At 72.3% G+C, this 13,153-nt stretch carries 11 protein-coding genes and 2 pseudogenes; 10 read left to right on the top strand and 3 right to left on the bottom strand.

Annotated elements, in window-relative coordinates; genetic code table 11:
* Positions 1–199: 199 nt before the first annotated feature.
* Both BJF83_RS10220 and BJF83_RS10225 read right to left on the bottom strand, forming a co-directional pair.
* A complete protein-coding gene (locus tag BJF83_RS10220; RefSeq protein ID WP_075926095.1) occupies positions 200–478 on the bottom strand; it encodes a hypothetical protein in 279 nt (92 codons plus the stop codon).
* Positions 475–1,233: a PspA/IM30 family protein gene (locus tag BJF83_RS10225; RefSeq protein WP_075926096.1), complete on the bottom strand. Its 759-nt coding sequence runs from the start codon at positions 1,231–1,233 to the stop codon at positions 475–477. Before BJF83_RS10225 ends, BJF83_RS10220 begins: the two co-directional genes overlap by 4 nt.
* A 117-nt stretch (positions 1,234–1,350) precedes the next feature.
* On the opposite strand from BJF83_RS10225, the gene BJF83_RS10230 reads away from it, so the two are divergent.
* A complete protein-coding gene (locus tag BJF83_RS10230; RefSeq protein ID WP_262391454.1) occupies positions 1,351–1,992 on the top strand; it encodes a DUF3043 domain-containing protein in 642 nt (213 codons plus the stop codon).
* A 132-nt stretch (positions 1,993–2,124) separates the two neighbouring features.
* Positions 2,125–3,129, top strand: coding sequence for an aldo/keto reductase family protein (locus tag BJF83_RS10235; protein WP_075926098.1), 1,005 nt, complete (start codon positions 2,125–2,127; stop codon positions 3,127–3,129).
* Between the two features lie 224 nt (positions 3,130–3,353).
* Here BJF83_RS10235 and BJF83_RS10240 read toward each other — a convergent pair whose 3' ends face one another.
* On the bottom strand, positions 3,354–3,560 hold the full coding sequence (locus tag BJF83_RS10240) for a hypothetical protein (protein WP_075926099.1): 207 nt from the start codon (positions 3,558–3,560) through the stop codon (positions 3,354–3,356).
* Positions 3,561–3,766: 206 nt separating this feature from the next.
* On the opposite strand from BJF83_RS10240, the gene BJF83_RS10245 reads away from it, so the two are divergent.
* From BJF83_RS10245 to lipB, 8 genes and pseudogenes are all read left to right on the top strand, one after another.
* On the top strand, positions 3,767–4,759 hold the full coding sequence (locus BJF83_RS10245) for a bifunctional adenosylcobinamide kinase/adenosylcobinamide-phosphate guanylyltransferase (RefSeq protein WP_075926100.1): 993 nt from the start codon (positions 3,767–3,769) through the stop codon (positions 4,757–4,759).
* Positions 4,760–4,785: 26 nt separating this feature from the next.
* A pseudogene (locus BJF83_RS10250) lies at positions 4,786–5,543 on the top strand (adenosylcobinamide-GDP ribazoletransferase).
* A gap of 306 nt (positions 5,544–5,849) precedes the next feature.
* Positions 5,850–7,362: pseudogene (locus BJF83_RS10255) on the top strand (leucyl aminopeptidase).
* 122 nt (positions 7,363–7,484) lie between these two features.
* Positions 7,485–8,861 (top strand): dihydrolipoyl dehydrogenase, encoded by a 1,377-nt coding sequence (lpdA, locus tag BJF83_RS10260; protein WP_075926101.1) that lies wholly within the window; start codon positions 7,485–7,487, stop codon positions 8,859–8,861.
* Positions 8,782–10,311: a 2-oxoglutarate dehydrogenase, E2 component, dihydrolipoamide succinyltransferase gene (sucB, locus tag BJF83_RS10265; protein WP_262391459.1), complete on the top strand. Its 1,530-nt coding sequence runs from the start codon at positions 8,782–8,784 to the stop codon at positions 10,309–10,311. Before lpdA ends, sucB begins: the two co-directional genes overlap by 80 nt.
* 168 nt (positions 10,312–10,479) lie before the next feature.
* Positions 10,480–11,121, top strand: a complete 642-nt coding sequence (locus BJF83_RS10270; protein ID WP_083678482.1) for an NADPH-dependent FMN reductase — start codon at positions 10,480–10,482, stop codon at positions 11,119–11,121.
* Positions 11,122–11,443: 322 nt separating this feature from the next.
* A complete protein-coding gene (locus BJF83_RS10275; RefSeq protein WP_075926103.1) occupies positions 11,444–12,376 on the top strand; it encodes a TIGR01777 family oxidoreductase in 933 nt (310 codons plus the stop codon).
* A 9-nt stretch (positions 12,377–12,385) separates the two neighbouring features.
* Positions 12,386–13,090: a lipoyl(octanoyl) transferase LipB gene (lipB, locus tag BJF83_RS10280; RefSeq protein ID WP_075926104.1), complete on the top strand. Its 705-nt coding sequence runs from the start codon at positions 12,386–12,388 to the stop codon at positions 13,088–13,090.
* The last annotated feature ends 63 nt before the right edge of the window (positions 13,091–13,153 follow it).

The raw sequence follows: 13,153 nt of genomic DNA on the forward strand, positions 1-13,153 counted from the left end.
GCCATGACGACCCCCCTGGTCCGAAGTCTAGTCGCCCAGGTCGGAAGGTTTGACGACACACCACGGCCGCCGCGACGCCAAGTCGCGGCGGCGTGGGCGACACGCGCGCGCTGGTGTGGGACGCCTCCGACCGCTCCGGTCGCGCGCCGCTGTCCGGATCGCCCGCCTGGACGGACGGCGGCGTACCCGGCCAGGCAGACTAGCCGGGGATGAGGCCGTCGTCCTGGAGCATCTCTCGCACCTCGTCCATGGTGGCGTCGGCGGGCGGGAGGATGAACTGTGAGGGCTCCAGCGCGTCGGGCGGCAGGGGCTTGCCGTCCGCACGCACCTTGGCCAACAGGTCGTGCAGGGCCTCCCGGAACCTGTCCTCGTCGCCGGACTCGATCGCCGCCTCCAACGAGGCGTCGAAGGAGTTCAGGACGTCGAGGTCGGCGTCGGTGAGGTCGAGCTGCCCCTCACCCATGATGCGGACGATCATGAGCCCTCCCGGTTGTTGCCGCCCTCGATCTGCGGCGCGGAGCCGCCGCCGTTGCCCTGCCCGAGCTCCAGCTTCATGCGCTCCAGCTCGGCCTCGACACCGGTGGAGCTGGCCATCCGGTCGAGCTCGGCCTGGATGTCGTCCTTGGCGGTGCCGGTGACGTCGTCGAGCGCCCCGGAGGCCAGGAGTTCGTCGACCGCGCCCGCGCGGGCCTGCATCTCGGCGGTCTTGTCCTCGGCACGCTGCACCGCCATGCCGACGTCGCCCATCTCCTCCGAGATGCCGGAGAAGGCCTCGCTGATCTGCGTCTGGGCCTGGGCTGCGGTGTAGGTCGCCTTGATCGTCTCCTTGCGGGTGCGGAAGGCGTCCACCTTGGCCTGGAGGCGCTGGGCCGCCATGGTGAGCTTCTGCTCCTCGCCCTGGAGGTTGGCGTGCTGTTCGCGCAGGCTCTCGATCTGGCTGCTCAGACCGGAGCGCCGCGTCAGGGCTTCGCGGGCGAGGTCCTCCCGACCCTGGGTCAGCGCCGCGCGCCCCTGGGTCTCCAGCTTGCCGGACTGCTGCTCCAGCTGCTGGATCTGCAACTCGACGCGCTTGCGGGAGGTGGCGACGTCCGCCACACCACGACGAACCTTCTGTAGGAGCTCAAGCTGTTTCTGGTAAGAGTAGTCGAGGGTTTCCCTGGGGTCCTCGACCGAGTCCAGGGCCTTGTTGGCCTTGGACTTGAAGATCATCGAAAGTCGCTGAAACACGCTCATCGGCGTGGCCGTCCCCTTCTCGGTGCGTACATCGGCTGTTCCCAGCGGGCGCTTCGCCCAACCCTACGCGGTCTGGCCCGCGGTCGCCATAAAGCTGTGACCGGCTACCCTGAGGGTGTGTTCCGACGTCGCTCCGCTTCCGCAGCCACGGATTCGCACTCATCCGAATCCGCCAGCCATGAGGCCACTGAGGCCACCCAACCTAAGGGATATACCCCCAAGAAGGGTGTCCCCACCCCAAAGCGTAAGGAATCCGAACGGGACCTGCGCCGGCCGCTCAACGCTCCGCAGTCGCGCAAGGAGGCCTACCGGGCCTACCGCGGGCGCCTCGACCGCCAGCGCGGTCGCACCGCCCGCGACGGCGGCGCCGCCAAGGGCGAGGAACGCTACTTCCGCCCGCAGGACCACGGTGCCGCACGGGCCTTCGCCCGTGACTTCGTCGACTCGCGCCGCAGCCTGAGCGAGTTCTTCCTGCCCCTGTCGGTCGTCATCGTCCTGTTGATGTTCGTGAACAACCCCACCGCGCAGATGGTCGTGGCCTACGTGTTGTGGCCGTTGATGATGGTCACGATCGTCATCGAGGGCGTCCTCGTGGGCCGCACGGTGAAGCGGCGCGCCGGCCAGTACTTCCCGGACGACCCGAGTGTGAAGGGTTCGGGCCTGTACGCGGCGATGCGCCAGATCCAGTTCCGCCGCCTGCGCCTGCCCAAGCCCCGGGTGAAGGTCCGCGAGGACCCCACGCCGCGCTACGTGCGCTGAGGCGCCCGCCCGATCAGGCGATCGGGGCCGGGTGCGCGCACCGGCCCCACCTCCTCACAGCCCGTGAGCACTCGCTTCTCCTGCCGGACCGACCCTCGCGAGCCGACGTCTTCCACCGCTACAGTGCTCCGCATGGATTTTCGGCATCTGGGTAACAGCGGTCTGGTGGTCAGCGAGATCGCCTACGGGAACTGGATCACGCACGGTTCGCAGGTGGAGGAGGAGACCGCGGTCGCGTGCGTGCGCGCGGCACTGGACGCGGGCGTCACCACGTTCGACACGGCGGACGTCTACGCGCTCGGCAAGGCGGAGGAAGTCCTGGGCCGCGCGCTGAAGGGTGAGCGCAGGGACGGGTTGGAGATCTTCTCCAAGGTGTTCTGGCCCATGGGCGAGGGCCGGAACGACCGGGGCCTGTCCCGCAAACACGTCATCCGCGGCGTGGAGGACTCCCTCCGCCGTCTGGGGACCGACTACCTGGACCTGTACCAGGCGCACCGGTTCGACTACACCACCCCGCTGGAGGAGACCATGCGGGCCTTCGAGGACCTGGTCCGCCAGGGCAAGGTCCTCTACGTCGGGGTGTCCGAGTGGCGGGCGGAGGAGATCGAGCGCGCGCTGAGGATCGCCGACGAGATGGGCTTCGACCGGATCGTCTCCAACCAGCCGCAGTACAACATGCTGTGGCGGGTCATCGAGTCGGAGGTCGTCCCCGTGTGCGAGCGCGAGGGGATCGGCCAGATCGTGTGGTCGCCCATCGCGGGCGGCATGCTCACCGGCAAGTACAAGGTGGGCCGCCCCGCGCCGAGCGGCTCGCGCGCGGCCGAACCTGAGGCCGGCAGGTTCCTCAGGGACCTCACCGAGGACGAGAAGCTGCTGTCGAGGGTGGCCCGGCTGGAGCCGCTGGCGGCCGAAGCCGGTCTGAGCATGGCCCAGCTCGCGGTCGCCTGGGTCCTGCGCAACCCCAACGTGTCCGCCGCGATCGTCGGCGCCTCGCGCCCCGAACAGGTCCGCGACAACGTCGGGGCCACCGGCGTGAAGCTCGACGACGACCTGGTCGCCCGCGTCGACGAGATCCTGGGTGACAGCGTCCAGCGCGACCCGGCGCTGACCAGGAGCCCGGAGAACATCCGCGCGTAGGGGTCGCGGTGGGAGTCCCGGTCGTCCTTCGGCGCCCGGGGCTTCGCCGTCTCCGGGGCCGAGCCGCTCAACGCGCCATGTCCCGGGCCGGGTGGGAGCGGTCCAGCCGCCCGGTCCGCCGGAGCCGCCACAGGGGGATGTGACGGGTTCGAGCACCGCGTGACCGCGGTGGGTGGACGTCATGCCCCGATGGTCACGTGGTGTCGGATCCGCGAACACGCCCGCTACTCGGCCGTCGCCAGCGCCATCGCGTAGACCTCCCGGTCGCCGTCCATGAGAGCGACCCGGCCCACTCCGTCCTCGGCCAGCGCCCGCCAGTTCTCTCCCAGCCAGCTCTCCGCGTCGCCCCGGGAGGTGAACGCCTCGGCGGGCAGGTCCCCGTCCGGCGGGGTCGCACCGTCGGCCCCGATGTACCGCCAGGTCCACGCCATGTCCGGCCGCCCTTCGTCGCGGTTCTCCCGGTGTCGTTCACCGGATCCCGCCCCGAGCTTAACCAAGGCTTGGCGCCCCATGCTGTTTACTTCTTCGAGTGCGTATCCGATTCCTCGGGACAGCGGGTCACGCGGGCTGGCCGGCCCCGCAGTGCACCTGCGCCTCCTGCAACCAGGCTCAGACGGAGCGCCGTCTGCCCCTGCGCGTGACCGTCGACGACCGCTTCCGCCTCCGCGAGGAGGGTCCCGTCGGTCCGGTGCCGCCCGAGTACACGGTCGGGCACACGACGGACGGCGTCCTGGTCGAGGGCCCCCACGGCGGACGCCTCCTCTTCGCCCGTCCCGAACCGGGGCCGCTGCCGGGCGGCCCGCCCGCCGAGGCCCCTGGTGGGGCCCTCGAACACTCTTCGGCGACCCCGCCCCAGCCGGTCGACATGGTGATCGTCGACGTGGTCCGGCGGCCGGAGGCGATCGGGGAGCTGCGCCGTCGCGGGGTGATCGGGGTGACGACGGCCGTCGTGGCGGTCGGCGGCGACCACCGGATCCGCTCCCCGCGCGAGTTCGCCCGACGGACCCGGCTGTGGGGCGCGTTCGCCCCCGGTGACGGCCACGTGATGTCGTGCCCGCCCTCGGTCTGGCCCGAGCCCCGCCCGCGCGGCCCGCACCGGGTGCTGATCACCGGCGGGGTGCGGTCCGGCAAGTCCACCGAGGCGGAGCTGCGCCTGCTCGCCGAACCCCGGGTGGTCTACGCGGCGACCGGTCCCCCACCTGATCCGGGGAAGGACCCCGAGTGGGCCGAACGGGTCGCGGCCCACGCCGAGCGCCGCCCGCGGTGGTGGCGGACCGAGGAGACCTCCGATGTGGTGGCACTGCTCCGGGGCGCGCACGGCGCTGTCCTGGTCGACTGCCTGGGCACCTGGCTGACCGGGGTCATGGACCGGCACGGCGTGTGGGAGGACCCGCCCTCGCCCGAGGCCGAGGCTCGGGTGCGGGCTGAGGCGTCCAACCTGCTGGAGGCGTGGCGGAGCACCTCTGCCCACGTGGTGGCGGTGTCCAACGAGGTGGGTTCCGGCGTCGTCCCGCCGACCCGTGCCGGACGGCTGTTCCGCGACCACCTGGGCAGGCTCAACCAGTGGATCGGGGCCGAGTCCGAGGAGGTCGTCCTGGTGACGGCGGGACGCGTACTGGAGCTGCCCTGACCGGCGACGCCGCCGCGGGCGCGCGGATGGCCGTGGGGACGTTCACGGTCGTGCCCGTGCGGGTGGAGCGCGCGGACCGCGCCGCCACCGGGTGGGCGATGTTCTGGGCCGCTCCCCTGGGCGCGGTGCTCGGCGCGGTCCTCGGGACGGTGGCCGCGGCGGTCTCGGAGCTGGGGCTGTCGGATCCGCTGGCCGCCCTGACGGCCGTGGGTCTGGGCGCCCTGCTCACGCGTGCCCTGCACCTGGACGGGTTGGCCGACCTCGCCGACGGGCTCGGGAGCGGCGGCCGTGCCGAGGACGCGCTGGCGGTGATGCGCAAGTCGGACATCGGACCGTTCGGCGTCGTCACGTTGGTCGTCGTGATGGCCGCGCAGGTGCTGGCGCTCGGGCAGCTGGTCGGGGCGGGGCCCGGCACCGCCGTGGTCGGCGCGTCCGCGGCGTGGTCCGTGGGACGGCTGGCGGTGGCCCTGGCGTGCACGCCGCGCGTGCCTCGGCCCGGTCCGAGGGGCTGGGCGCGTGGGTGGCGGGGACCGTGCGCCTCCCGCTGGCCGCGGCGGCGTGCGCGGTCGTGGCGGCGGTGTGCGCGACGGGCCTGCTCGTCTCGCCGTGGTCGGCGGCGGGGTGTGCCGCGGGCGCCGTGGCGGGGCTGTCCGCGGCGGGCGCGGTGCTGCGGCGGTCGGTGCGGCGGCTGGGAGGGATCACCGGGGACGTGTTGGGGGCGCTGGTGGAGTGCGCGACCGCGGCGGCGCTGGTCGTGGCGGCGGCCGTCGCCTCCTGGGGCTGACGGAGCGGCTCGTGGAGGGGACCGTTCCGTACCGGTGTCCGACTCCCGGACGGGCCGATGTCACCATCATCACATTTTTTCACATCGATTTTCGCGGCCCGTCCGCGCGGACGGCGGCCACCACTCCGGGCGATCCCGTGCGACACCCCCCACCGGCGGCCAGAGGGCCCCTCCCAGCGCGCGGCGGGCCTGGTCGCCCGGGGGAACGACCCTGATCCCGCGGTGCGCGGAGTGCCGCGTCAGGGCCCGCGGGGGCGCGGGGCGCCGCGTCGCCGCCGTGTTCACGGGGCGACTAGCATCGGGAACGTGAGCACGTCGTTGTCAGTACATACGGAGTCCCCCAGTTCGCTCGACGCCGACGCGGTTGTCGTCGGTTACCACTCCGGAGGCGACGCTCCGAGCCCGCGTCGGGCGCTCATGACGTCGACGCCGCCTTCTCCGGCGGCCTCGACGCGACACTGTCGCTCCTGGGAGCGAGCGGCGAACCCGAGGAGGTGCACACCCTTGCCTCCCTCGGAGCCGTCCCGGCCCCGGTCGTCGTCGCGGTCGGTCTCGGCCCGGCGCCCGCCGACGGTCCCGTCGACTCCGACACCCTGTCCCGCGCCGCCGGCGCCGCCCTGCGTTCGCTGTCCTCGCGCCCCGGGGGCGCCGGTCGCGTCGTCCTGGCCCTCCCCGCACAGACCGCCGACCAGGCGGGCGCCGTGGCGCTCGGAGCCCAGTTGGGCGCCTACTCCTTCGACCGGTACCGCACCGGCGAGAAGGCGCGCACCCGCGCCGAGCACACGCTCGACCTGACCGTGGTCTCCACCGCCGCCGGCGCCGCCGAGGCCGTGGAGCGGTCCCGGGTCCTGGCCGAGGCCGTCGCCCTCACCCGTGACCTGGTCAACGCCGCCCCCGCCGACCTGGTCCCCGAGGACCTGGCCGCGGCGGCCCAGGACGTCGCCGCCGCGACCGGCCTGCAGATCGAGGTCCTGGACGAGCGGGCGCTCGCCGAGGGCGGCTACGGCGGTCTGACCGGGGTCGGCCAGGGGTCGGCCAACCCGCCCCGGCTGGTCCGCCTGGCCCACACCCACCCGGAGGCCACGAAGACCGTCGCCTTCGTCGGCAAGGGCATCACGTTCGACTCCGGCGGCCTGTCCCTCAAGCCGGCGGCTTCGATGGACTGGATGAAGTCCGACATGGCCGGCGCCGCCTCCGTGCTCGCCGCCATGCGCGCCATCGCCGCGTTGGAGCTGCGGGTCAACGTCGTGGGCTACCTGGCCGTGGCCGAGAACATGCCCAGCGGCACCGCGCAGCGCCCCTCCGACGTCCTGAGCATCTACGGCGGCAAGACCGTCGAGGTCCTCAACACCGACGCCGAGGGCCGCCTGGTCATGGCGGACGCCTGGTCCGCGCGCACGAGGACGAGCCGGACCTGATCGTGGACATCGCCACGCTGACGGGCGCCCAGCTCGTCGCGCTCGGCACCCGGGTGTTCGCCGTCATGTCCAACGACGACGCGATCCGCGACGAGGTCGTCGCCGCGGCCGGCGCCGCCGGTGAGTCCGCGTGGCCGATGCCGCTTCCCTCCGAGCTGCGCTCGGGCCTGGACTCGTCCGTCGCCGACATCGCCAACGTGGCCGGAGAGCGCTGGGGCGGCATGCTCTCCGCGGGCGTGTTCCTCAGGGAGTTCATCGAGGACGGCGTCAGGTGGGCGCACCTCGACATCGCCGGCCCGTCCTTCAACCAGGGCGGACCGCACGGCTACACGGCCAAGGGCGGCACGGGTGCGGGCACGCGCACCCTGGTCCGCATCGCCGAGCAGTACACCACCGAGTAGCAGGACCCGGGGAGGGGCGGCGCCCCTCCCCGGTCCCGCGGACCGGGCGCCGTCCCCCCACGCGTGCCGGTCGCGCGGCCCACCACCCGGAATCACCAGCCACAAACAAGGAGTTCGTTCCCGTGAGTGAGAGCGGCGGCACATTCGACCTCGTCGTCCTTGGCGGCGGCAGCGGCGGCTACGCGGCGGCGCTACGCGCGGCGGAGCTCGACATGAGCGTCGTCCTGATCGAGAAAGACAAGCTGGGTGGGACCTGCCTCCACCGTGGCTGCATCCCCACCAAGGCGCTCCTGCACTCGGCCGAGGTCGCCGACTCCGCTCGGGAGAGCGAGAACTTCGGTGTCAAGGCCACCTTCGAGGGCATCGACATCGAGGCGGTCCACACCTACAAGGACAAGGTGGTCAACGGCCTGCACAAGGGCCTGACCGGGCTGGTCAAGTCCCGCAAGATCACCGTCGTCGAGGGTGAGGGCCGCCTCACCGGACCGGACGAGGTCACCGTCGACGGCGCCGTCTACAAGGGCCGCAACGTCCTGCTCGCCACCGGTTCCAAGCCCAAGACCCTGGGTCTGGACATCGACGGCGAGAAGGTCATGACCAGCGACCAGGCCCTCGGCCTGGACCGCGTCCCCGGCTCGGTCATCGTCCTGGGCGGCGGCGTCATCGGCGTGGAGTTCGCCAGCGTCTGGCGATCCTACGGCGCCGACGTCACCATCGTCGAGGCACTTCCCCACCTGGTCCCGGTGGAGGAGGAGTCCAGCTCCAAGCTGCTGGAGCGGGCCTTCCGCAAGCGCAAGATCAAGTACGAGCTCGGCACCCCCTTCGAGTCGGTCAAGACCACCGACTCCGGTGTGACGGTCACGCTCAAGGGCGGCAAGACCCTGGACGCCGAGGTGCTGCTCGTCGCCATCGGCCGCGGCCCCGTCTCCGAAGGCCTCGGCTACGAGGAGCAGGGCCTCACCCTGGACCGCGGCTTCGTCAAGGTGGACGAGAACCTGCACACCGGTGTGGGCGACGTCTACGCGGTCGGCGACCTCATTCCGACCCTCCAGCTCGCGCACGTCGGTTTCGCCGAGGGCATCTTCGTCGCCGAGCGCATCGCCGGGCTCAACCCGCCCGCGATCGACTACGACGGCGTCCCGCGCGTCACCTACTGCGAGCCCGAGGTGGCCTCGGTCGGCCTGACCACCAAGGCGGCCAAGGAGCGCGGCCACGACGTGGTGGAGGTGAACTACAACCTGGCGGGCAACGGCAAGAGCCAGATCCTCCAGACCCAGGGCGCCGTGAAGGTCATCGCCGAGAAGGACGGCCCGGTCCTGGGCGTCCACATGGTCGGCAGCCGCGTGGGCGAGCTCATCGCCGAGGGTCAGCTGATCTACAACTGGGAGGCGCTCCCCTCGGAGGTGGCCCAGCTCATCCATCCGCACCCGAGCCAGTCCGAGGCGCTGGGCGAGGCGCACCTGGCTCTGGCGGGCAAGCCTTTGCACGTGCACGACTGACCGCACCACCCGGGGGCGGGCCGCCGCGGCCCGCCCCCGCCACACCCGCGCCGCCCAGTCAAGGCGCTGGGCAGATTCCGCGCCCAGATCCAACGAGGAACCCATGCCGACTTCCGTTTCCATGCCCGCCCTGGGTGAGAGCGTCACCGAGGGCACCGTCACCCAGTGGCTGAAGAACGTGGGCGACACCGTCGAGGTGGACGAACCACTCCTGGAGGTCTCCACCGACAAGGTGGACACCGAGATCCCGTCCCCGGTCGCGGGCGTACTCACCAAGATCCTCGTCGACGAGGACGAGACGGTCGACATCGGCGCCCAGATCGCGATCATCGGCGGCGAGGGCGAGACCGCCGCGCCCGAGGCCCCGGCCCCGAAGGCCGAGCCCGAGCCCGCTCCGAAGGCCGCCTCGCCGACGGCCACCGCCCCGGCCGCCAGGTCCCGCGGTACCGACGAGGTCCCCGCCGTGGACATCGAGACGCTCAGCGGCACCGGCCGCGCGTCGGGCACCGACGCCGTCGCCGAGGCGTACGTGACCCCGCTCGTCCGCAAGCTCGCCGCCGACAACCGCGTGGACCTGGGCCGGGTCAGGGGCACCGGCGTCGGCGGACGGATCCGCAAGCAGGACGTGCTCCGGGCCGCAGAGGAGCAGAAGGCGGCCGCCGCGCGGGCCGCGTCCCCCGCCTCCCCGTCCACGACGGCGCGCAAGGGCGCCACGGACACCTCCCTGCGCGGACGCACCGAGAAGATGAGCCGCCTGCGCCGGTCAATCGCCGACCGCATGGTGGAGTCGCTCAACACCGCCGCCGAGACCACCCAGGTGATCGAGGTCGACGTCACCAAGATCGCGCGCCTGCGCGAGCAGGCGGGCGCCGACTTCGCCCAGCGCGAGCGCGTTGCGCTGGACTTCTTCCCCTTCTTCGCACTCGCGGCGGTGGAGGCCCTGGGGAGCCACCCGAAGCTCAACGCGGTCATCGACGGCGACAACAACGACGTCAGCTACCACGACGTCGAGAACCTCGGCGTCTCGGTGGACACCGACCGCGGTCTGCTCGTCCCGGTGATCCGCGACGCGGGCCGCCTGGGCCTGACCGACCTGGCGCGCAACATCACCGCGCTGACCGAGCGGGCGCACACCGGTCTGCTGAGCCCGGACGAGCTCGGCGGCGGCACGTTCACCATCGCCGACACCGGGAGCAGCGGCGCCCTGTTCGGCACGCCGATCATCAACACCCCGCAGGTGGCGATCCTCGGCACGGGCGCGGTCGTCAAGCGTCCGGTGGTGATGGAGGACCCGGCGATGGGCGGTGAGGTCATCGCCGTGCGGTCGATGGTCTACCTGTCCCTGTCGCACGACCACCGCCTCATCGACGGCGCCGACGCGGGCCGTTTCCTGCAGGCCGTGAGGAAGCGCCTGGAGGAAGGCGCGTTCGAGGCCGAGCTGGGCCTGTAGACCCTGGTTCCCGCCGTTCCCGCCGTTCCCGCCGGGCCGGACGCCGTTCGCGGTGTCCGGCCCGGCGGCGTCCGGGACCCGCGCGGGGAACCCCGCGTTGCCCTCAAGGCGGCTTGAGGTTCTACCGTGGACGCCGTTCGCCCCCGACCAGTGGACACAAGGACGTGCATGGACAAACTTCGTATCGCGGTCATCCTGGGCGGTAACCGGAACGGTCTGACGGGTCCGGCGGTCACCCGCTGGTTCCTCGACCGGGCGCGAGGGCACGGTGGCGGCGAACTCGACGTGCTGGATGTCGCCGACCTCGATTCCGGCCAGGGCCACGGCGAACCGCTCCGCGACTTCGGCGCCCGGATCGAGGCCGCCGACGCCTTCGTCGTCCTCACCCCCGAGTACAACCACGCGTTCCCCGGACCGCTGAAGGCGGTGATCGACTCCGCCCGCCACGAGTGGACCGCCAAGCCGGTCGGGTTCGTCTCCTACGGCGGGCTGTCCGGCGGTCTCCGGGCGGTCGAGCAACTCCGGCTGGTCTTCAGCGAGCTGCACACGGCGACCCTGCGCGACACGGTGAGCTTCCACAACGCGCAGACGCTGTTCGCCCCGGACGGCTCTCCCAAGGAGGACATGTCCGGCGCCGAGGCCGCCGTGGACACCCTGCTCGACCGCCTGCTGTGGTGGGCGCGGGCCCTGCGGTCGGCGCGGGGGCGCGAGCCTATCCGGGACGCCCTGACCCTCCGACCCCGATCGCCATGCGAGGGTCCGCGCGTCTCGGCGGGACGCCGCCCGCGCTGGGACCCGTGCGGCCGATGACCGTCCTGGACTCCGTCGCACGCTCCGCGGAACGCGGGACGGGCGGCGCCGATGGCGCCGCCCCGCTTTTACCCCACCAATCACCATCCCCTGATGATCCCCATCATCAAAGGTCTGAGGGCGGGCGAGCACGACCGAAACGGCGATGCGTCGCCCAAGGTATCCCCGCGCTGACGCGGAGTTCCATGTCCCATCCTCAACCTAGAAGACGGCGACGACTCCCGCAGGTCTTTCGCCGAAAAAGGCCGGAAAATTGTGGGCGCCCGCCTCATCCGCGCGCGCCCGGCGGTCCGCGGTCGCCTGCTGGGGTAGGCCTGAGGCCATGAGAGTCGCGATCACAGGAGCCTCGGGGCTCATCGGCGGCGCGCTGGCCGCGTCCCTGCTCGCGGACGGCCACTCGGTGATCCGACTGGTGCGTCACGCCCCGCGCGCGGAGCGCACCGCCCGTCTGGAGGAGGCGGAGTGGCGCCCCGAACAGGGCAGGGTGGACACCGTCGCCCTGCACGGCGCCGACGCCATCGTGCACCTGGCGGGCGCGCCGATCGCCCACACCCCGTGGACCCGGCGCAGACGGACGCTCATCCGACGCAGTCGGGTCCGGGGCACCCGGCACCTGTGCCGAGCGGTCGCCGCCATGGACACGCCTCCCCCACGCCTGCTCAGCGGATCTGGACTGCACTTCTACGGGGACACCGGAGGGACCGTGGCCACGGAGGCCTCCCCGCCCGGCACCGGATTCCTGTCCGAGGTCGCCCAGGCCTGGGAGGCCGCCACCGTTCCCGCCGAGGAGGCGGGCCTGTCGGTGGCGCACCTGCGCACGGCGGCCGTGCTGGACCGCTCCGGGGGCCTGCTGCGGTCGGTCCTGCCGCTGTACCAGGCCGGGCTGGGCGGACGCCTGGGGTCGGGAGCCCAGTACCTGAGCTGGATCGCCCTGCGGGACCACGTGGGGGCGCTCCGCTTCCTCCTGGAGCGCCCCGAGATCACCGGCCCGGTGAACCTGTGTGCCCCGGAGCCGGTGAGCAACGCGGCCTTCTCCGAGGCGCTCGGACGGGCGCTGGGCCGCCCCACCCTGCTCCCCGTCCCGGCCACGGCGCTGCGCGCGACGCTCGGCGACGTCGCCGCGGAGACCGCGCTGCTGGACCTGCGAGCGGCGCCGCAACGTCTTGTGAAGGCCGGTTATTCCTTCACGTTCTCCACCATCGACAGTGCGCTATCCGACATCCTGACCCGACCCCGCCGCCGCGCCGGGGCGTAAGGTGGGGGCGTGAGTGATCTCGTTTTCGCATGGATGGGCGACGCGCCAGTCCCGTTCCACCAGGGCTGGGATCTCCAGAGGCGGCTCCACGAGCGCCGTGTCGCCGACGAGGTGGCCGACACGGTCCTCCTCCTGGAACACGAGCCCGTGTACACCGCGGGCAAGCGCACCGGGAGGTGGGATCGTCCCATCACCGACCCCGGCGCCCCCGTGGTCGACATCGACCGCGGTGGGAAAATCACGTGGCACGGGCCGGGCCAGCTGACCGTCTACCCCATCGTCCGACTGCGCGACCCCATCGACGTGATCGCCTACGTCCGCATGCTGGAGGAGGCCGTCATCCGCACGATCGCGGAGTACGGCCTCACCGGGAGGCGGATCGAGGGCCGCACCGGGGTGTGGTTGGACGCCGACCCCGACCGCGGCCTGATCGAACGCAAGATCGCCGCGATCGGCTGCCGTATCGCACGCGGGGTCGGTATGCACGGGCTCGCGGTGAACTGCGATAATGACCTGTCATGGTTTGACCGGATCGTCCCGTGTGGCATCTCCGACGCCGGAGTCACCACGATCACCGCCGAGGTCGGGCGCGACGTGACCGTCGGCGATGTTCGGCCGCGTATCGAACGACACCTCGCGGACGTCCTCGGCGCGGACGGATACGGCCACACCGACGGCGTCGCGCTGCTCTCCGGCGCCACCGCCCGAGGATGACCACCCAGACCAGCCACCAGTCCCCCGCCGGGACCCAGTGCCCCCGCGAGGGGCGGAGTCGTC

This window comes from Nocardiopsis sp. CNR-923 (genome assembly GCF_001942255.1).
Classification (GTDB): Bacteria; Actinomycetota; Actinomycetes; order Streptosporangiales; family Streptosporangiaceae; genus Nocardiopsis.

What these genes read in the sequence shown, in the direction of transcription:
- BJF83_RS10220 (WP_075926095.1), bottom strand. Translation starts at nt 478, where the DNA reads ATGATCGTCCGCATCATGGGTGAGGGGCAGCTCGACCTCACCGACGCC.
- BJF83_RS10225 (WP_075926096.1), bottom strand. Translation starts at nt 1,233, where the DNA reads ATGAGCGTGTTTCAGCGACTTTCGATGATCTTCAAGTCCAAGGCCAAC.
- BJF83_RS10235 (WP_075926098.1), top strand. Translation starts at nt 2,125, where the DNA reads ATGGATTTTCGGCATCTGGGTAACAGCGGTCTGGTGGTCAGCGAGATC.
- BJF83_RS10240 (WP_075926099.1), bottom strand. Translation starts at nt 3,560, where the DNA reads ATGGCGTGGACCTGGCGGTACATCGGGGCCGACGGTGCGACCCCGCCG.
- BJF83_RS10270 (WP_083678482.1), top strand. Translation starts at nt 10,480, where the DNA reads ATGGACAAACTTCGTATCGCGGTCATCCTGGGCGGTAACCGGAACGGT.
- BJF83_RS10275 (WP_075926103.1), top strand. Translation starts at nt 11,444, where the DNA reads ATGAGAGTCGCGATCACAGGAGCCTCGGGGCTCATCGGCGGCGCGCTG.